Raw genomic sequence first — 18408 nt, forward strand, 5'->3', positions numbered from 1 at the left:
CAACGCCGGGCGGGTGAGCCCGCCCGGCGTTGCCCGGTCACGCCGACGCGGCGGCCACCGCCGTCCGGGCCACGAGCGCCCGGCGCATGTCGTCGTCCAGGTCGGTCACCCACCGCCGCAGGCCGGGCGTCAGGTCGTCGCGGGCCAGCAGCGCCGCAGCCATCTCCCGGGTGGGCTGCGCCACGGCGTAGCGGGGGTACGCGGCGACTGTGACCGCGTCGGCCACCCACGCGGTACGCAGACGCGCCGCCTCCGGCATGTCGGTGAAGTAGCGCTCCACGTACCCGGCGGTCAGCTCGGCCTGCTCCGGCTGCCAGAAGCCCTCGGCGGTCGCCTCGACCAGCCGGTTCGACAGCTCGGTGCTGCGGGTGACGATCTCCCAGGCGGCCCGCTTCGCGTCGGCGTCGGGCAGCGCGGCCCGGCACGCGGCGGCCTGCTCGGCGCCGGTGGCGCTGCGGTCGGCGTCGGCCTCGGCGTCGATCTCCGGCGTGCCGGCCGCGCCGAGCACCACGAGCCGGCGCAGCACCGCCCAGCGCAGGTCGGCGTCGACCGCCAGCCCCGGCGGCACGCCCTCGCCGGCCAGCCAGCCGGTGAGCATGGCGGTGTCGGTGGTGGCGCCGATCAGTCCGCGCGCGGCGGCGAGCTGCAACGACCCGCCCGCGGGCGCCGAGTCGAGCAGCGCCGCGCAGGCGGTCGCGACCCGCAGCAGCGCCGCGTCACGGGCGAGCGGATCGAGGTAACGGTCGATCAGCCGGCGGCTGAGCAGCAGCACGTCCTCGACGATCGTCACCTCGGTCTCGGCCGGAAGCGCCGCCCCGATCAGCTCGGCGAGCGCGCCGGCCGGCCGTTCCCCGTCGGTGACCGCGTCCAGCGTCTCGGCCCAGAGCAGCGCCCGGGCCAGCGAATCGTCGAGCGCCGGCAGCAGCAGCGGCACCGCGTCCGCCGAGGCCGGATCGAGCCGGATCTTCGCGAACGTCAGGTCACCGGCGTTCGGCAGCAGGAGCCCGGTGGCGGGCCGCCCCACCAGCTCGGGCAGCGGCGTACGGCCGCCGTCGGCGTCCGGGTCGAGGTCGACATCGAACCGGTACGCCGGGCCGTCCGCCGTGTGGTGGGCGACGCCGATGCGGTGCGGCCTCAGCACCGGGTGGCTCGCCGGGGCGGTCTGCACGATCGCCACGTCGGTCCACCGCCCGTCGGCGTCCACAGCGGTGTCGACCCGCAGCGTGTTCACCTGCGCGCGGCGCAGCCAGCGTTCCGCCCAGCCGTCCAGGTCGCGGCCGCTCGCCGCGCCCAGCGCGGCCAGCAGATCGGCGAGCGTGGCGTTGCCGAACCGGTGCGCCGCGAAGTGCGCGTTCAGCCCGGCCAGGAACGCCTCGTCACCGAGCCAGGCGACGAGCTGGCGCAGCACGCTGGCGCCCTTGGCGTACGAGATGCCGTCGAAGTTCAGCAGCGCCTGCGCGGCGTCGGCGACCTCCTCCGGCGCCACCGGATGGGTGGAGGGGCGCTGGTCGGCGGTGTAGCCCCAGGCCTTGCGGCGGCTGGCGAACGTGGTCCACGCCCGGTCGAACCGGGTCGCCTCGGCGGTGACCCGGGTGCCGAGGTATTCGGCGAAGGACTCGTTGAGCCAGAGGTCGTCCCACCAGCTCATGGTGACCAGGTCACCGAACCACATGTGCGCCATCTCGTGGGCGATGGTGGTGGCACGCAGCTCCCGCTGGGTGTCGGTGACAGCGGAGCGGAAGACGTAGTCGTCGCGGATCGTGACCAGGCCCGGGTTCTCCATCGCGCCGGCGTTGAACTCGGGCACGAACGCCTGGTCGTACTTGCCGAACGGGTAGCGCTCGGCGAACAGCTGGTGGAAGCGGTCGAGGCACTGCCGGGTGACGGTGAAGATCTCGTCGGCGTCGGCGTCCAGGTGGGCCGCGAGCGAACGCCGGCAGTAGAGGCCGAGCGGGATGCCGTCGTGCTCGGCGCGCAGCACGTGCCACGGCCCGGCGATCAGCGAGACGAAGTAGGTGGCCAGCGGCTCGGTGGGCGCGAACTCCCAGCGCCCCGGCGCGGGCCGGTCGGCGAGCGGCCCGTTGGCGGCGACAGTCCACTCCGGCGGCGCGGTGACGGTCAGCGTCACCGGTGCCTTCAGGTCGGGCTGGTCGAACGCGGCGAAGATGCGCGGCCCGTCGTCCAGGAAGGACATCGCGTAGAGGTACGTCTCGCCGTCGGCCGGGTCGACGAAGCGGTGCAGCCCTTCGCCGGTGTTGGAGTAGGCCATCTCGGCCTCGACGGTGAGCGTGTTGGTCGCGGCCAGCCCGGTCAGCGGCAGCCGGTCGCCTGCGAGCAGCGCCGGGTCGAGTTCGCTGTCGTTGAGGCGGGCGGCGAGGAGTCGGCGGGGCTTGACGTCGACGAAGGTCTCGGCGCCGGGGGTGGCCCGGAACCGGATGGTGACGGCGGAGCGGAACCGCTCGGCGTCGCCGGTCAGGTCGAGGTCCACATCGTAGGACTCAACGGTGATCGACGCGCGGCGCGCGGTCGCCTCTGCACGGGTGAGGCTCGGCATCCGCTTATCCTGCCCGATGAGGTCCGCTCGGGCCTTCCCGTTACGCATGGCGATGGAGGAGCAGCGATGGGTCAGCACCCCAAGGGCGATTTCGACCTCTCCCGGGCGGTTTGGCAGCGGGCTGAGGGCGACACCTCCGAGGGAGCGGTCGAAGTGGCCTTCGTCGACGACCTGATCGGTATGCGCAACTCCGCCGAGCCGGACGGGCCGGTGCTTGTCTTCACGCAGGCCGAGTGGGACGCGTTCGTCGCGGGCGCCCAGGACGGCGAGTTCGACCTGGACTGAGCGCGCCTCAGTCACCGTCGCCCCAGCCGAGACCGCCCGGACCGGGCGCGTGGTGGAAGCCGGGGTGACCGGCCACGTCGGCGCAGCGCTCGCCGTCGGGCCCGACCGCGTCGCAGAACAGCCGCTCGGCGCGGTGCCAGGCGTCCGCCGGGGACAGCGCCGCCGCGCCGAGCGCCAGCTCCGGGCGGAGCAGGCCGAGCGCTTCGGCGTACGCGACGGCGTGCTCCCGCGCGACGGCGGGATCGGCGGCGGCGAAGCCCAGGTGCACTGTGAAATGGCGCGGCGGGCGGGGTGCGGAGCGCCGGGGCGCGCCGATCAGCGGCCCGTCGCGGCCGTCGCCGCGCAGCCGGGCCGGCGCCTCGCGGTGCCGTCGTGCCGCCCTGTCGTCACGCATGGGTGCCCTCCCCCGTCGCCGGTGACACCCGCCGGACGTCGCGCCGGCGGGCGGCGGACCGGTCGCCGCCGGTCCGCGAACCCGAGCCAACCAGCTTTTGCGCGCCCGGGGAGGGGCCAGCACCCGCCCACGTGGCCGGCCCCTCCCCCGAAGGGCCGGAGCTGCTGAAATGGAGGGTTCGGCCGCGCCGGCCCGGGTAGGTAGGCAGGGTCGCCGAACCGCGTCAGGAGCAGCCGAGATGAGCACCATGCCGAGCGACCGGAGCCCGGACAGCACGCTTGCGTTCCTGCGGGAGGGCTACCGCTTCGTCGGCGACCGTTGCGACCGCCTCGGCACCGACGTCTTCCAGACCCGGTTGCTGCTGGAGCCGACGATCTGCCTGCGTGGCCGGGAGGCCGCCGAGCTGTTCTACGACGAGGAGCGGTTTGTCCGGCGCGGCGCCATGCCGATGCGCGGGCAGCGCACGCTCACCGGCGTCGGCGGCGTGCAGGGTCTCGACGGGCAGGCGCACCTGGTCCGCAAGGCGATGTTCATGTCGATCATGACGCCGGCCGCGATCCGCCGCCTCGGGGAGATCTTCGACGAGCAGTGGCGGGCCCGGATCCCCGACTGGGCCGCGGGCGGCCCGGTGGTGCTCTACGACGAGGTGGGAAAGATCCTGACCCGTACGGTCTGGGACTGGGCCGGGGTGCCGCTGGCCGAGGCCGACGTGCCGCGCCGCACCGCCGAGATGCACGCGATGATCGAGGCGCCGGCCGCACTGGGCCCCCGGCACTGGCGTGGACGGCTCGGCCGCCGGAACGCGCAACGCTGGGCCGGCGACCTGATCGAGCGGGTACGCGCGGGCGCCGTGCCCGCCCCTGAGGGCAGCGCGCTGGCGGTGGTGGCCGGGCACCGGGACGAACGGGGTCTGCCGCTGCCCCGCCGGATCGCCGCTGTGGAGCTGCTCAACGTGCTGCGCCCCACCGTCGCCGTGGACCGGTACGTGGTCTTCGCCGCGCTGGCGCTGCACGACCACCCGCACTGGCGGGACCGGCTACCCGGCGACGACGCCGCGACCGAGCAGTTCGTGCAGGAGGTACGCCGCTACTACCCGTTCTTCCCGGTCGCCGCGGCCCGGGTACGCCGCTCGTTCCAGTGGCGGGGGTACTCGTTCCCGCAGGGCCGGCGCGTGCTGCTCGACCTGTACGGCACGAACCACCACCCCGACGTGTGGCCCGAGCCGGAACGGTTCCGCCCGGAGCGCTTCGCCGGCTGGCGCGACGACCCGTTCGGCCTGGTCCCGCAGGGCGGCGGCGACCACTACACCGGCCATCGCTGCGCCGGTGAGTGGATCACGATCGAGCTGATGAAGCGGGCGGTGACGAACCTGACCGGCGCGATGACGTACCGCGTGCCGCCGCAGGACCTGGCGCTCGACCTCGGCACCATGCCGGCGTTGCCGCCCGCCGGGCTGGTGCTCGACGGGGTACGCCCGGCCGGCGGGGTACGCCCACTGCGCTGAACGGGCGCACCCCTGACGCGGTCAGGCGGCCTGCGGGTGCAGCACGGTACGCAGGCAGCCGTCCTCCTTCTTCTCGAAGATCTCGTAGCCCCGGGCACCCTGCTCCAGGGACATCGGGTGGGTGGCCAGGTAGCCGGGGTCGATCTCGCCGGCCGCGACCCGGTCCAGCAGCATCGGGATGTAGCGCTGGGCGTGCATCTGCCCCATCCGCAGCACCAGGGCCTTGTTCATGGCCGCGCCGAGCGGGAACTTGTCCACCAGGCCGCCGTACACGCCGACGATGCTCACCGTGCCGCCCTTGCGAGCCGCCATGATCGCCTGCCGGACCGACGTGGGCCGGTCGGTCTGCGCGCGTACCGTCTGCTTGGCCTTGTCGTACGCGTACGCCGGGCCGACGTCGTGCGACTCCATGCCGACGGCCTCGATGCAGGCGTCCGGGCCGCGCCCGGCGGTCATCTCCCGCAGCGCCTCCAGCACGTCCGTCTCGGCGTAGTTGATCGTCTCGACGCCGAGGCGCTGCGCCGCGGTGGCGAGCCGTTCCGGCAGCCGGTCGATGATCACGACCCGTTCGGCGCCGAGGATCTGCGCGGACCGGGCCGCCATCTGGCCGACGCCGCCGGCACCCCAGACCGCCACCACCTCGCCGCCCTTGAGGTTGCAGAAGTCGGCGGCCATCCAGCCGGTGGGCATGGCGTCGGAGGCGAACACGACCGAGTCGTCGGGCACTCCGTCCGGCACTCTGAACGCGCCGACGTCGCCGAACGGCACCCGGATGTACTCGGCGTGGCTGCCGGAGTAGCCGCCGGCCGCGTGCGAGTAGCCGAGGATGCCCGCGGGCGAGTGGCCCCACAGCTTCTCGGTGAAGACCGGCTGCGGGTTGGAGTTGTCGCACAGCGAGAACTGCTCGGTGCGGCAGTACCAGCACGAGCCGCACGCCACCACGGAGCCGACCACGACCCGGTCACCGACGGAGATCCGCCGCACGTCCGGACCGGTCTCGACCACCTCGCCCATGAACTCGTGGCCGAGGATGTCACCCTCGCGCATCGCCGGCAGGTAGCCGTTGATCAGGTGCAGGTCGGAGCCGCAGACGCTGCTCGCGCGTACCTTGACGATGATGTCCCCGCCGGACCTGACTGTCGGTTCCGGCACGTCCCGCACCGCAAGCTTGCCGACGCCCTCCCAGCACAACGCCCTCACGGTCGTCCTCCCGCCATCAGCTTCTCGCGTACCTTGTCCGTCGCCCGTTCCTGCCGCGGGCTGCGCCCGGACGGGTCGTGCCGGGTGTCGAGCACCTGCCCGGTCTCGATCAGCGACTTGATCCGGCGCAGTGTGGTGCGCAGACCCAGGTCCGGGTCGTCGCCGCCGACGAGGCCGACCGCCCGCCGGATCGGGCCGGACCGCCAGCGCAGCTCCGCCCGGATCTCGGTGCCCCGGTCCTGCGGGGCGGCGGCCAGCTCGACCCGGCCGCGCTGGGCCACCGGTCCGTCGGTGACCCGCCAGCTCAACCGGCCCGGACCGTCGACGGTGATCTCGGCCCGCCACTCGGTGCCGCCGCCGGCCGGGTCGGCGGCCACGCAGCGCCACCGGTTCGCGTCGATCTGCTCCAGCGTCGCCCACTCGGCCAGGCCCCGGTCGAGCCGTTCCCGGTCGGTCCAGAAGCCGATCACCTCGTCGACCGGCCGGTTCACGGTGATCCCGCGGCGCACCACGTACCAGCCGTCCTCCCGGTCGGGCTGGTGCCGGTGCCGCCGGCGGGCCACCGTCCGGGTGACCCCGAGCGCGGTCACCGCGGCGGCGCCGGCCATCGCCCATCTCGTCGCGTTGCTGGGCATCACGTCTCCTCCCGACTCGGACCGTCCGTATCCGGGTGCGCTACCCGACGCAGCGCGCCCGAAACGGTTTCAGCAGCCGCATTCCGGGCAAGTCGCGTGATCCGACACGAGGGAGGCGACGTGAACCGACCTGCCGCCGCGCACCCGCACGACGAGGGCGCCGCGTCCGCGCCGGTCCGGCTGCCGATGGCGTACGTTCTGCCCCTGCGCGCCCACGACGACAGCGGCCTGGACGAGCTGACCGGGTACCTGCGCGAGCTGAGCCGCTGGGTCGACGTGGTGGTGGTCGACGGATCGGCGCCGGAGCTGTTCGCGCGGCACGCCGCCGCCTGGGACCGGCTGGTGCGGCACGTGCCGCCGGACCCGGCGCTGCGCGGGCGCAACGGCAAGGTGCTCGGCGTGCTCACCGGCGTCGCGCTGGCCCGGCACGAGCACGTGGTGATCGCCGACGACGACGTCCGGTACGACCGGGCGGCCCTGTGCGCCGTGCACCAGATGCTGGACGGGGTGGACCTGGTCCGGCCGCAGAACCACTTCGACCCGCTGCCCTGGCACGCCTGGTGGGACACCGGCCGGACACTGCTCGCCCGCGTGTTCGGCGGCGACTGGCCGGGCACGCTCGGGGTGCGGCGGAGCACGTTCCTGGCCATGGGCGGCTACGACCCCGACGTGCTCTTCGAGAACCTGGAGCTGGTCCGGACCGTGCGCGCGTACGGCGGCAGCACCGCCACCCCGGCGTGGCTGTACGTTCGGCGGCTCCCGCCGACCGCCGCGCACTTCCTCGGGCAGCGCGTCCGCCAGGCGTACGACGAGACGGCCCGTCCGGTGTGGCTGCTGGCCGCGCTGGCGGTGCTGCCGGCGACGGCGGTCGCGCTCGCCACCCGCCGGCCCGGGCTGCTGCTGCGCGCCGGAGTGGCGACTGTCGCGGTGGCGGAGCTGGGCCGGCGGCGGGCGGGCGGCGCCCGGGTCTTCCCGGCGCACACGAGCCTGGCCGCGCCCGCCTGGGTGCTGGAACGCGGCCTGTGCGCCTGGCTCGCGATGGGCCGGCGGATGCGCGGCGGGGTGCCGTACGCGGGCGCCCGGCTGCGGACGGCGGCCAACCCCACCCGCCTCCTGCGCCGGCGGATGACGCGGCGCCGCCCCGACGACCTGGTGCTCTGGGTGGAGACCGGGGCGATGCCCCCACCGCTACGCGCCGAGGTGTAAGGAAGGGCCCCTTCTTATCGCCTGGGCGATAAGAAGGGGCCCTTCCTTACCGAGGGCGCGGACCTTCAGGACCGCGCCTGCTCGGCGCTGTGCCGGACGTCCTGGGCGGCGGCGCGGCCGTCGTCCTTGACCGTGTGCGCGGCGTCCTGCGCGGTGGCCTTCACCGACTCGGCGGCGTGCTGCGCCGGCTCGCGCAGCTCCTCCTTCAGTTCGGAGGCGACCTCGCCCAGCTTCTCCTTGACGACGCCGCCGTGCTCGGCGGCCTTCTCCTTGACCTGCGCGGCGACCTGCTGCTCGCGGCGGGTGGCCGGGATCAGCGAGGAGACCAGCATGCCGACGCCGAAGGCGATCACGCCGGCGGCGATCGGGTTGCCCTCGGACTTCTGCCGCACCACCTGCGGTGCCCGGTGGGCGGCGTCGCTGACCGTGGCGGCGGCGGACTGCGCCTTGTCGCCCACGGTGGAGGCCATCGAGGAGGCGTGGCCGCCCACCGAGTGGGCGGCGTGGCCGGTGCTGTGGCCGAGGTCCGATGCGGTTCCCATCACCTTGTCCTTCACGTTCGTCAGCGCGCTGCGCACACGCTGCTTGCGGTCGTCGACGATGCGGCTCGGGCTGACCTTGTACGCCAGGGCGTCCACGTCCGAGCTGAGGTTGTTGCGGGTGGCTTCGATCTCGCGGCGGATCTGCTCGGGATCGGTGCTCATCGGGTGACTCCCTCCGGGTGCGGCTTGAGCGCGTCGGGGATGCGCTGCACGCTGTCGTTGGTCTGCTTCAGGCCGCGGATCCGCTCGGCGTTCTTCTTGCCCATCGAGTACAGGACCGCTGCGACCGCGGCCCAGATCACGGCCACGATCAGCGCGGCCAGCCCGGAGTCCATGACGTTGTCGAGGAACTGCCAGATCGCGATCGAGACGAAGAGCGCCACCATGTAGCCGCCGAAGCCGGCGCCGCCGAACAGGCCGGCGGCCTTGCCCGCCTTCTTGCCCTCCTGGCGGATCTCCGCCTTGGCGAGCTCGACCTCCTGGCGCATCAGCGTGGACAGGTCGGTGGTGACCTGACGCATCAGGTCACCGAGCGAGCTGCCGCGTACCTCGTCGGCGTGGGGCGGGGCGCCCGCCGCCTGATAGCCGGGGTCCTGCGTGGGTACGGTCATGCCGTCGCCTCCCTTCTGCCGGTGCGGCCGGTCACGGGCGGGGAGCGCCGGTCGACGGGACACCCGGCAGCGGGTCGGTGCGCTCCGGCGGCGGCAGCGGCTGGCCGGTACCACCCGCCGGGTCGGCCCAGGTGTTCGGGGCGCCGCCGGTCGGGTAGGTCGCGCCCGGCGCGGAGTAGCCCGGGTCCGGCTCGGCGTAGCTGCCCGGAGTCGGGTCGAGGTAGCCGCCCGGCGGCACCTGGTCCGGCACCTCACGCGCGGCCGGGATGACGGCGGTGCGGTCCGGGTCGTACGCCGGCCGCGCCGTGCTGTCGTCGCCGAGCGCGGTGATGTTGCGGGTGAGCCGCCCGGCGACCACCCCGAGCAGCGCCGCGCCGACGAGGAACGTGCCCGGGTTGCGGCGGGCGTAGTTCTTCACCTCGTTGAGCAGGTCGCCCGGCTCACGCTGCTCCAGCCACCCGGCCACGCCGTGCACGCGCTCGGCAGCCTGGTGGGCCAGCTCGGTGACCGGCCCGGAGCCGCCACCCTGCTGCGCCATGGTGCGCATCTCGTCGGCGAGCGACCGCAGCCCGCTGGCGGCGCGCTGCTGCTGCTGACCGGCCTGCGCGGTGACCTGGCCGCGGGCCTCGCCGTAGAGGTCGCGGGCCTGCCGCTTGGCCTCGCCCACCACCTCCCGGCCCTGCTCCTTGGCGGTCTGGGCGACCGCGCCGCCCGCGCTTGCGGCGTCGGAGCCGACCTGGCGGGCCTGGTCGCGCACACCGCCACCGTTCGTCGACTGGTACGTGGCCGAACTGGGAGAAAGATCCTGAGTCATGGTGTCCCTTCCGCTCGTGTGTTGCCAGCGGGTGTCTTCGGGGGGTACGCGGATTGTTTCCGCGTGACAATGGCCCTACCCCAGGTCGTCCGATCCATGCCTGATTCCTGATTTCTCTGCCGGAGCGGCCCGTCCCGGTCAGACAATGGAATGCCTGCCCGCCCGGGCGGCGGCCGAGTTCCACGGGGGTGACAGGGATGGCACGTGACGTGCGCGAACACGCGTCCGCCCGGCCTGCGGTGCAGAAGGTCGCGCTCGCGGCGGCAGCCCTCTTCGCGCTGATCGGCGTGCTCGGTTTCGTGCCCGGCATCACCACCCACTACGGCGACATGACGTTCGCCGGGCACCACTCCGAGGCGAAGCTGCTCGGGGTGTTCCAGGTGTCGGTGCTGCACAACCTGCTGCACCTGTCGTTCGGGCTGGTCGGTCTGGTGATGGCCCGGCGGCTGGGCGGGGCGCGGGTCTTCCTCGCCGGTGGCGGCGCGCTCTACCTGGTGCTGTGGCTGTACGGCTTCGCCATCGACCGGGACACCGCTGTGAACATCCTGCCGATCAACGACGCCGACAACTGGCTGCACCTGGCCCTCGGCTTCGGCATGCTCGCCGCCGGCCTGCTGCTCAACAACAACCTCGGCACCGGCAGCCGGGTGGAGGCACCCTTCGACCGCCCCTGACCAGGCGCGACACGCCGGTACGGCGTTTGCCGCGGCCCGCCGCCGGGCAGGAGGGCAGGCGCGAGCGGGTCGAGGAGGTCCGGCGATGCCACGGTGGTTGCGCGACAACATGCTCTCGATAGCCATGCTCGGCGCGTTCCTGGTCTTCCTGCTGCTGCAGAGCGTCTTCGGCTGGCAGGTGCACAACGAGGAGCTGAGCCGGTACGGCGTCGAGCCGCTGAGCTGGTGGGGCTATCTCGGCACCGGGCACTTCGCCGAGGCGGTGTTCGAGAACTGGGAGTCGGAGTTCCTCCAGATGGGCGGCTACGTGCTGCTCACCGCGTACCTGGTGCAGAAGGGCTCGGCCGAGTCGAAGCCGGAGGGCCAGACGGACCGGCCGGAGGACAACCGCGACCACGCCGGCCCCGACTCGCCGTGGCCGGTACGCGTCGGCGGGCTGCCGCTCGTGGTCTACCGGAACAGCCTCGCCATCGCGCTCCTGATGATCTTCGGGGGTGCGTTCCTGGGGCACCTGTTCGGCGGCGTGGCCGCCTACAACCAGGAGCAGGCGCTGGAGAGCGGCGCCGCCCCGATCAGCGCGTGGCAGTTCCTCGGCACCAGCGACTTCTGGTTCCAGTCCATGCAGAACTGGCAGAGCGAGTTCCTCGCCGTCGGCGTGCTGATCCTGCTCAGCATCGTGCTGCGCCAGCACGCCAGCCCGGAGTCGAAGCCGGTCACCGCGCCGCACGCGCAGACGAGCGCCTGAGCGTCAGGCCGCCGATCAGGCCGCCACCGGCAGCCGCTTGGCGAAGCAGACGCTGAACGGGTTGTCCACGTACTCGCCGTAGACCGGGATCGGCTCGTAACCGCTGGACCGGTAGAGCCCGATCGCGGCCGGCAGGTAGGTGCCGGTCTCCAGGCACACGGTGCGGTGCCCCTGCTGGAACGCCAGTTCCTCCAGCGCCACGAGCAACTGCCGGGCGATGCCCCGCCCCCGGTACGCCGGCCGCACGTACATCCGCTTCAGCTCACCGGTGTCCGCGTCGAGCGCCTGGAGACCGCCGCAGCCGACCGCCCGGCCACCGATCACGACGGCCAGGTAGCGGATGTCGGTGTGCACGACAGTGACCTGCCCGTCCAGCCCACCGTCGGCGTCGCGCAGCTCACGCTGCTGGGCGACGACGAGCGCGGCGATCTCCGGATCGGTGGCGGGACGGGACTCGATCAACATGCCCGTACGCTAGATCGGCCGGATTTCGCGCAGGTTTCCCGCCACCGACCCGGAAACGGCTAGTCGGCGTCCGCTTCCGCCGCCGGCGCGGCCTCGACCTCGTCCTCCGGCCGGACCCGGCGGGCCTTGCGAGCCGCGAGCCGGTCCGACGCCGACGGACGGTTCGACTTCTCCTCCAGCCGCACGTCGGTGCCCCGGTTGCCGGGCACGAAGTCGACACCGGCGTAGAGCGTCGGCTGCCAGTCGAACTCCCGGTCACCGATGCGCACCAGGTCGCCGGCCTGCGCGCCCGCCTTGGCGAGCTTCTCCTCGACGCCGAGGCGGGCCAGCCGGTCGGCCAGGTAACCCACTGCCTCGTCGTTCTCGAAGTTGGTCTGCTTGACCCAGCGCTCCGGGCGGCTGCCGCGCACCGTGTACGAGCCGTCCGGCTCGGCCTCGATGGTGAAGCCGGCGTCGTCGACCGCCTTCGGGCGGATCACGATCCGGGTCGGCTCGGCCGGCGGGGCGGCGCGGCGGCCCTGGTCGACGAGCTCCGCCATCGCGTACGTCAGCTCGCGCAGGCCCTCGCGGGTGGCGGTGGAGATGTCGAAGACGCGCAGGCCGCGCGCCTCCAGGTCGGGGCGGACGATGTCGGCCAGGTCCTTGCCGTCCGGCACGTCGACCTTGTTGAGCGCGACCAGCCGGGGCCGGTCGGCCAGGCCGCCGTACTGGGACAGCTCCGACTCGATGGCGTCGATGTCGGCGAGCGGGTCGCGGCCGGGCTCCAGCGTCGCGGTGTCGATCACGTGCACCAGCACGGCGCAGCGCTCGACGTGGCGGAGGAACTCCAGGCCCAGGCCCTTGCCGCTGGCCGCACCAGGGATCAGCCCCGGTACGTCGGCGACGGTGAAGGTGTGGTTGTCCACCCGGACCACGCCCAGGTTCGGCACGAGCGTGGTGAACGGGTAATCGGCGATCTTCGGCTTGGCCGCGGAGATCACCGAGATCAGCGACGACTTGCCGGCGGACGGGAAGCCGACCAGGCCCACGTCGGCGACGCTCTTGAGCTCCAGCACCACGTCCAGCCGGTCGCCGGGCTCACCCAGCTCCGCGAAGCCGGGCGCCTTGCGGCGGGCGTTCGCCAGCGAGGCGTTGCCGCGCCCGCCCCGGCCGCCCCGGGCCGCCTCGAACGTGGTGCCGACGCCGACCAGGTCGGCCAGCACCTCACCGTCGAGGCTCTGCACCACGGTGCCGTTCGGCACCTTGATGACCAGGTCACGGCCGTTGGCGCCGTCCCGGTTCGAGCCGGCGCCGCCCTTGCCGTTCTCGGCCTTCAGGTGCGGCCGGAAGTGGAAGTCGAGCAGCGTGGTGACCTGCGCGTCGACCACCAGCGACACGCTGCCGCCGTGGCCGCCGTTACCGCCGTCCGGCCCGCCGAACGGCTTGAACTTCTCCCGGTGGATCGAGACACAGCCGTGCCCGCCGTCGCCGGCCTGCATGTGCAGGACGACCCGGTCAACGAACGTCGTCACGACGCCAATCCTTCCAGCGGGGTCCGCCCCGCACGTGGAAAAGCGAAGCGGGCCGGGACTCAGAGGTCCGCGGCCCGCTTCGCCAGAAAACTACTGCTGAGGCACGATGCTGACGGTCTTGCGACCGCGCTTGGTGCCGAACTGCACCGAACCGGCGGCCAGCGCGAACAGCGTGTCGTCGCCGCCACGGCCGACCAGGTCACCGGGGTGGAACTTGGTGCCACGCTGACGGATGAGGATCTCACCCGCGCTGACGACCTGACCACCGAAGCGCTTCACGCCGAGTCGCTGGGCCGCGGAGTCACGGCCGTTACGCGAGCTGGACGCACCCTTTTTGTGAGCCATTGGAGGACGACCTACTTCCCGCTGGAGATGCCGGTCACCTTGACCTGGGTCAGCGGCTGGCGGTGACCCTGGCGCTTGTGGTAGCCGGTCTTGTTCTTGAACTTGTGGATCCGGATCTTCGGGCCCTTGGTGTGCGCGGCGATCTCGCCGGACACCGCGACCTTGGCGAGCTTCGCCGCGTCGGTCACCAGGTCGTCACCGTCGACGAGGAGCACCGCGGTGAGCTTCACCGCGTCGCCGGGGGCACCGGCGAGCTTCTCGACCTCGATCACGTCGCCCTCGGCGACCTTGTACTGCTTGCCGCCGGTCTTGACGATCGCGTACATCGGAGGCGGACTCCCTGTCGTTGAGGCTGCTGGCGTCTATTGCACCGTTGCCGGCTGTCACACCGTCGACGGTCGTTCCCGCGGCGTCTCGCCGGGAGCCGTGACACCGGCGGCGCGGGCACGCGGGAACTCGGCACACCAAAGTGCGCCGCAGGCAAGCCTACGCCATACCCGGCCCGCTCCCCAAACCGGGCTGCCGGTAGGCGCCTCTCCACCGGCCGCGGCGGGCACGACAGGGCCCCCGCCCCGCCACGTCTCGGCGGATCGGGGGCCCTGTTCGCGCAGGTCAGCGCCTCAAAGCCTCACGGCCGGGTACGCCGCCGGGCACCACCGCGGCGCGCCCGCCGGCGCGGGGCGCCGCTGTCGTCGTCGTTGTCTCCGTCACCGATCGCGTCCGGGTCGTCGGCGGCGGCCAGCCGGGCCGAGTCGCCCTCCTGGCTGTCCGCGACCGCCGGGGCGGCAGGCGTGTCCGTCTCGAACCGGGACAGGTCGTAGCCCTGGGTGTCGTAGTAGTCGTCGTCGGTCTCGACCACCTCGGCGACGGTCCGCTCCGGCGCGGCCGGCGGCTCGGCGGCGGCCTGCGCGGCCGGCTGCTCCGGCGCGGCCTCCACCGCGGGCTTCTCCGCGGCGGCCTTGCGGCCCCGGCGGCGGCCCTTCTCCTCGGCCGGCGCGGCGACCGCCGAGGCGACCGCCTTGACCTTCTCCCCCGCCCCGCCGCGCGGCTTCTCCGGCACCGGCTCGGTGTGGATGATCACGCCCCGGCCCTTGCAGCACTCGCAGGTCTCGCTGAACGCCTCCAGCAGGCCCGCGCCGATGCGCTTACGGGTCATCTGCACCAAGCCGAGCGAGGTGATCTCGGTGACCTGGTGCTTCGTACGGTCCCGGCCGAGGCACTCGGTGAGGCGGCGCAGCACCAGCTCCCGGTTCGACTCCAGCACCATGTCGATGAAGTCGATCACCACGATGCCGCCGAGGTCGCGCAGCCGGAGCTGGCGCACGATCTCCTCGGCCGCCTCCAGGTTGTTGCGGGTGACCGTCTCCTCCAGGTTGCCGCCGGAGCCGGTGTACTTGCCGGTGTTCACGTCGACGACAGTCATCGCCTCGGTGCGGTCGATCACCAGCGAGCCGCCCGAGGGGAGGAAGACCTTCCGGTCCAGCCCCTTGAGGATCTGCTCGTCGATCCGGTACTCGGCGAACACGTCCGCCACCCCGGCGTGCCGGCGCAGCCGCGCCACCAGGTCCGGGGACACGTGCGACAGGTACGACTCGACCAGGTCGTAGGCGGGCTCGCCCTCGATGACCAGCTCGCGGAAGTCCTCGTTGAAGAGGTCCCGGACCACGCGGATGACCAGGTCCGGCTCCTCGTAGAGCAGCACCGGGGCACCGCCCTCGGTCGACTTGGCCTGGATGTCCTCCCACTGCGCCTGGAGCCGCTTGACGTCGCGCGCCAGCTCGTCCTCGCTGGCGCCCTCGGCCGCGGTCCGGACGATCACCCCGGCGCCGTCCGGCACCAGCTTCTTCAACACGTCGCGCAGCCGCTTGCGCTCGGTGTCGGGCAGCTTGCGGCTGATTCCGGAGGCGTTGCCGTTGGGCACGTAGACCAGGTGCCGGCCGGAGAGCGCGATGTGGCTGGTCAGCCGAGCGCCCTTGTGCCCGATCGGGTCCTTGGTCACCTGCACCAGCACCGAGTCGCCGGAGCGCAGCGCCTGCTCGATCGAGCGGGCCCGGCCCTCCAGGCCGGTCGCGTCCCAGTTGACCTCACCGGCGTACAGGACCGCGTTGCGCCCGCGCCCGATGTCGACGAAGGCCGCCTCCATGCTCGGCAGGACGTTCTGGACCTTGCCCAGGTAGACGTTGCCGGCCATGGTGCCGGACGAGTTCCGCGTGACGTAGTGCTCCACGAGCACGCCGTCCTCGAGCACGGCGATCTGGGTGCGGTCGCCGCGCTGGCGGACCACCATGACCCGGTCCACCGCCTCGCGGCGGGCCAGGAACTCCGACTCGCTCAGGATCGGCGGCCGCGTACGCCGCTGCTCGCGGCCGTCCCGGCGGCGCTGCCGCTTGGCCTCCAGCCGGGTCGAGCCGGAGACACCCTGCACCTCGTCGACCGGCTTGCGCGGCTCGCGGATCTTGACGACCGTCGGCACGCCGTCCTCGGCGGCGGTGTCCGCCTCCCCGGCGCCCCGGCGGCGACGACGGCGACGGCGACGGGTCAGCCCCTCGCCCTCGGCCTCCTCGTCCTCCGCGGACTCCTCGGCCTCACCCTCGGCGGTCTCGGCCGCGCCGGCCTCGTCGATGTCCTCGTCGTCGGCCTCGTCCGCGCCGCCCTTGCCCCGGCCACGACCCCGGCGGCCCCGGCGGCGGCGACGCCGGGCCGCGGCCGTCTCGTCGTCCTCGTCCGCCTCGCCGACCTCCTCGGCCTCGGCAGCCGGCTCCTCCTCGGCGGCCTCCGGCTCGACCTCGGCCTCGACCGGCTCGACCTCACGGCGGTCGCGACGGCGGCGCCGGCCGGTCTCGACCGCTTCCTCGATCGGCTCCTCGGCGGCCGGGTACGTCACCTGGACGGCCGGCGCCTCGTCGGGCTGCGGCGCCCTGAACAGGACCGTCGGCGCGGAGAGGGCGGCACGACGCCGGCGGCTGGTGGCCGGCGGCGTCTCGGCCGGCTCCTCGGCCGCGCGCGGCACGGCGGCGCCCGTCGACACCACGCCCGTCGCGTCCGCCGGGCCGCCGCTGCGGGCCAGGTTGACCTCTTCGGTACGCGCAGCCGCGGCGCTCGCGTCCGCAACGGTCCCGCCGGTCTCGGCCTCGGCGTCCTCGTCCTCGACGTCCTCGTCCTCGACGTCCTCGCCGGTCTCACCGATGCCGGCCGTGGCGGCGCTCACCGTGCCGCCGGCGCCCTTGTTCCCGCTGGCGGTGGCCTTCTCGCCGGTGGCGGTCCGGTCGCCGGTGGCGGTGCGCCGGCCGGCGGCGGTGCGCTCGCCGGCGTGGGCCTGCCCGGCGGTCTCCGCGGTGGCGGCTCCGCCCGTGGCGGTCTCGCCGCCGTCGATGTCGGCGCGTCCCTCGGCGATCAGGTCGCCCCCGGGCGCGGAGACCGGCCCGTCGATCGGCGCGTCCGCGGACGCCTGCCCCGCGACGACGGTCTCGTCCGGCGCGACGGTCTCGGCAGCCGGCGGCGTGGCCTTGCGACGGCGGGTCCGGGTCACCTTGACCGGCGGCACGACCTCCTCCGAGGCGGCCTCCACCCCGGCCGCGGCCACCGGCTCCTCGACCGCCTTCGCCGGCGTCGCCTTACGACGCCGCCGGGTGGTCTTCGGCGCGGTGTCCAACTCGCCGGCCACCGGTGCGAGCACCTCGGCCTGCGGCGACTCGCCACTGCCGGTCACCGCCGTGGACGCCTCGACCGGCGCGTCGGTCTGCTCCGGCTGGTTCAGCGGAGCGGCCTTGCGGCGGCTGGCCCGCTTACGAGCGGGCGGCTTGGTCTCGGCGACGCCTTCCGCGGTGGCGCCGCCTTCCGCGCTGGCGCCGTCGGCGCTGCCGGAGGAGGCACCCTCCGTGCGGGCAGAGGCGGCGCTGTCAGCGCTGCCGGAGGCGGAGGTGGCGCTGTCGGCGGTCGTCCCGGCCGGCTCTGCGCCGGTCCGTTCGCCGCCCTCGGGCTCGTTCTCGAGCATGGACGTTCTCCAGTTCTGGCCGCCCCGGGCGCGGGTGAGCGCTGCCACGCAGGGTTGCCGCAAAGGTGTTTCCGCCGGGCGCGCAAACGCGCGACCGCCGAAGTCTGCCTGCCAGAGCGTTGACCGACGGTCAGCGCTCTCCGATGGTTGCCCCGTCGCGATCCGCGTCCAACGGATCGACGATCTCGCCCTGCGCGGTCAACGTGCCCTGCGCCAGCCGGATCACCTTCGGGGTGACCGGCGGCTCCAAGGCGGCCACCGCGCGGAGGCCGGACAGGACGTCATCGGGCCGAACGGACGGGGTGACCTGCCGCACGACCAGTTCGAGTATCGCACACGGTACGGCCGCCGCCCCGGAAGGCGTCTCAGCCGGAGCCATGGCATCGATCGACACCACTGCCGCCCGGGCGTCGAACGTACGCCGCCCCTGCTTGGTCATCCGCTCGACCTGAATCTCCTCGGCGGCGGTGAAGGCCGCGACCGCCTCCGCGAGCACCTTCGGATCGACCTCGGGCAGCTCGATACGCCAGTACGACGCCTCGATCCGGTCCGCCAGGCTGCCGCCGGCGGCCTCCACCGCGTCGAGCACGTCGAGCCCGGGTGAGAGCGCGGCGTCGAGCGCCTCACGCAGCCGCGCCGGGTCGACCGGCTCACGGAGCCCGATCTCCAGGTACTCGGCCTCGCTCGCCACACCCGTCGGAGCGGCCGAGGCGTACGAGATCTTCGGGTGTGGGGTGAACCCCTGGGAGAAGGCGATCGGCACGCCGGCCCGGCGCAACGCGCGCTCGAAGGCCCGGGCGAAGTCCCGGTGCGAGGTGAACCGCAGCGGCCCACGCTTGGCGTACCGGATACGGACCCGCTGGACGACGGGGGCCTGGCCGCCCTCGGGTTGAGGCTTTCTGGCGATCGTGAGCTCCTCGGCTGTGCCT

The 18408-nt window shown here is 73.6% G+C and carries 18 protein-coding genes; 5 read left to right on the forward strand and 13 right to left on the reverse strand.

The features are described from left to right. Positions 1–37 precede the first annotated feature (37 nt). On the reverse strand, positions 38–2554 hold the full coding sequence (gene pepN, locus Q3W68_RS27225; protein ID WP_302908153.1) for an aminopeptidase N: 2517 nt from the start codon (positions 2552–2554) through the stop codon (positions 38–40). A 66-nt stretch (positions 2555–2620) separates the two neighbouring features. On the opposite strand from pepN, the gene Q3W68_RS27230 reads away from it, so the two are divergent. Further along, the gene (locus Q3W68_RS27230) at positions 2621–2839 is read left to right on the forward strand and encodes a DUF397 domain-containing protein (protein WP_013287999.1); all 219 of its coding nucleotides are present in this window, start codon (positions 2621–2623) and stop codon (positions 2837–2839) included. 7 nt (positions 2840–2846) lie between these two features. On the opposite strand, the gene Q3W68_RS27235 is transcribed toward Q3W68_RS27230, so the two are convergent. Next, positions 2847–3233 carry a hypothetical protein gene (locus Q3W68_RS27235; protein WP_302908154.1) on the reverse strand — a complete coding sequence of 129 codons (387 nt, stop codon included), beginning with the start codon at positions 3231–3233 and terminating at the stop codon, positions 2847–2849. Between the two features lie 238 nt (positions 3234–3471). Between Q3W68_RS27235 and Q3W68_RS27240 the strand changes: the two genes are divergently transcribed. Then, on the forward strand, positions 3472–4737 hold the full coding sequence (locus tag Q3W68_RS27240) for a cytochrome P450 (protein ID WP_302908155.1): 1266 nt from the start codon (positions 3472–3474) through the stop codon (positions 4735–4737). 21 nt (positions 4738–4758) lie between these two features. Here the strand turns inward: Q3W68_RS27240 and Q3W68_RS27245 are convergent, their stop codons facing one another. Beyond that, the gene (locus Q3W68_RS27245) at positions 4759–5937 is read right to left on the reverse strand and encodes a zinc-dependent alcohol dehydrogenase (RefSeq protein ID WP_302908156.1); all 1179 of its coding nucleotides are present in this window, start codon (positions 5935–5937) and stop codon (positions 4759–4761) included. Further along, positions 5934–6572 (reverse strand): cyclase, encoded by a 639-nt coding sequence (locus tag Q3W68_RS27250; RefSeq protein ID WP_302908157.1) that lies wholly within the window; start codon positions 6570–6572, stop codon positions 5934–5936. The genes Q3W68_RS27245 and Q3W68_RS27250 overlap by 4 nt, the downstream gene beginning before the upstream one ends. Before the next feature lie 120 nt (positions 6573–6692). Between Q3W68_RS27250 and Q3W68_RS27255 the strand changes: the two genes are divergently transcribed. Beyond that, positions 6693–7778, forward strand: a complete 1086-nt coding sequence (locus Q3W68_RS27255) for a glycosyltransferase family 2 protein (RefSeq protein WP_302908158.1) — start codon at positions 6693–6695, stop codon at positions 7776–7778. Between the two features lie 65 nt (positions 7779–7843). Here Q3W68_RS27255 and Q3W68_RS27260 read toward each other — a convergent pair whose 3' ends face one another. The 3 genes from Q3W68_RS27260 to Q3W68_RS27270 are packed head-to-tail and all read right to left on the reverse strand — an operon-like array spanning position 7844 to position 9745. Then, positions 7844–8482, reverse strand: coding sequence for a DUF3618 domain-containing protein (locus Q3W68_RS27260; protein ID WP_302908159.1), 639 nt, complete (start codon positions 8480–8482; stop codon positions 7844–7846). Continuing rightward, positions 8479–8931: a phage holin family protein gene (locus Q3W68_RS27265; protein ID WP_018787295.1), complete on the reverse strand. Its 453-nt coding sequence runs from the start codon at positions 8929–8931 to the stop codon at positions 8479–8481. The genes Q3W68_RS27260 and Q3W68_RS27265 overlap by 4 nt, the downstream gene beginning before the upstream one ends. A 31-nt stretch (positions 8932–8962) precedes the next feature. Further along, the gene (locus Q3W68_RS27270) at positions 8963–9745 is read right to left on the reverse strand and encodes a hypothetical protein (RefSeq protein WP_302908160.1); all 783 of its coding nucleotides are present in this window, start codon (positions 9743–9745) and stop codon (positions 8963–8965) included. Between the two features lie 209 nt (positions 9746–9954). Here Q3W68_RS27270 and Q3W68_RS27275 point away from each other — a divergent pair, with 209 nt between their 5' ends. Both Q3W68_RS27275 and Q3W68_RS27280 read left to right on the forward strand, forming a co-directional pair. Further along, positions 9955–10419, forward strand: coding sequence for a DUF4383 domain-containing protein (locus Q3W68_RS27275; RefSeq protein ID WP_302908182.1), 465 nt, complete (start codon positions 9955–9957; stop codon positions 10417–10419). A gap of 85 nt (positions 10420–10504) precedes the next feature. Beyond that, positions 10505–11164, forward strand: a complete 660-nt coding sequence (locus tag Q3W68_RS27280) for a DUF6766 family protein (RefSeq protein ID WP_302908161.1) — start codon at positions 10505–10507, stop codon at positions 11162–11164. Positions 11165–11179: 15 nt separating this feature from the next. On the opposite strand, the gene Q3W68_RS27285 is transcribed toward Q3W68_RS27280, so the two are convergent. The 6 genes from Q3W68_RS27285 to Q3W68_RS27310 form a co-directional block, all read right to left on the reverse strand. Next, on the reverse strand, positions 11180–11629 hold the full coding sequence (locus Q3W68_RS27285) for a GNAT family N-acetyltransferase (RefSeq protein WP_302908162.1): 450 nt from the start codon (positions 11627–11629) through the stop codon (positions 11180–11182). Between the two features lie 59 nt (positions 11630–11688). Next, positions 11689–13140 carry a GTPase ObgE gene (gene obgE, locus Q3W68_RS27290; RefSeq protein ID WP_302908163.1) on the reverse strand — a complete coding sequence of 484 codons (1452 nt, stop codon included), beginning with the start codon at positions 13138–13140 and terminating at the stop codon, positions 11689–11691. 90 nt (positions 13141–13230) lie between these two features. After that, entirely contained in the window at positions 13231–13485 is a 255-nt protein-coding gene (gene rpmA, locus Q3W68_RS27295) for a 50S ribosomal protein L27 (protein WP_013288010.1), read from the reverse strand. Between the two features lie 11 nt (positions 13486–13496). Continuing rightward, entirely contained in the window at positions 13497–13811 is a 315-nt protein-coding gene (rplU, locus tag Q3W68_RS27300; RefSeq protein WP_018787289.1) for a 50S ribosomal protein L21, read from the reverse strand. A gap of 302 nt (positions 13812–14113) precedes the next feature. Beyond that, positions 14114–17479, reverse strand: a complete 3366-nt coding sequence (locus Q3W68_RS27305; protein ID WP_302908164.1) for an Rne/Rng family ribonuclease — start codon at positions 17477–17479, stop codon at positions 14114–14116. A gap of 130 nt (positions 17480–17609) precedes the next feature. Further along, the gene (locus tag Q3W68_RS27310) at positions 17610–18329 is read right to left on the reverse strand and encodes a TIGR03936 family radical SAM-associated protein (RefSeq protein WP_302908183.1); all 720 of its coding nucleotides are present in this window, start codon (positions 18327–18329) and stop codon (positions 17610–17612) included. Between the last annotated feature and the right edge of the window lie 79 nt (positions 18330–18408).

Origin of the sequence: Micromonospora sp. C28ISP2-4 (assembly GCF_030519385.1) — a bacterium.
Classification (GTDB): Bacteria; Actinomycetota; Actinomycetes; order Mycobacteriales; family Micromonosporaceae; genus Micromonospora; species Micromonospora tulbaghiae.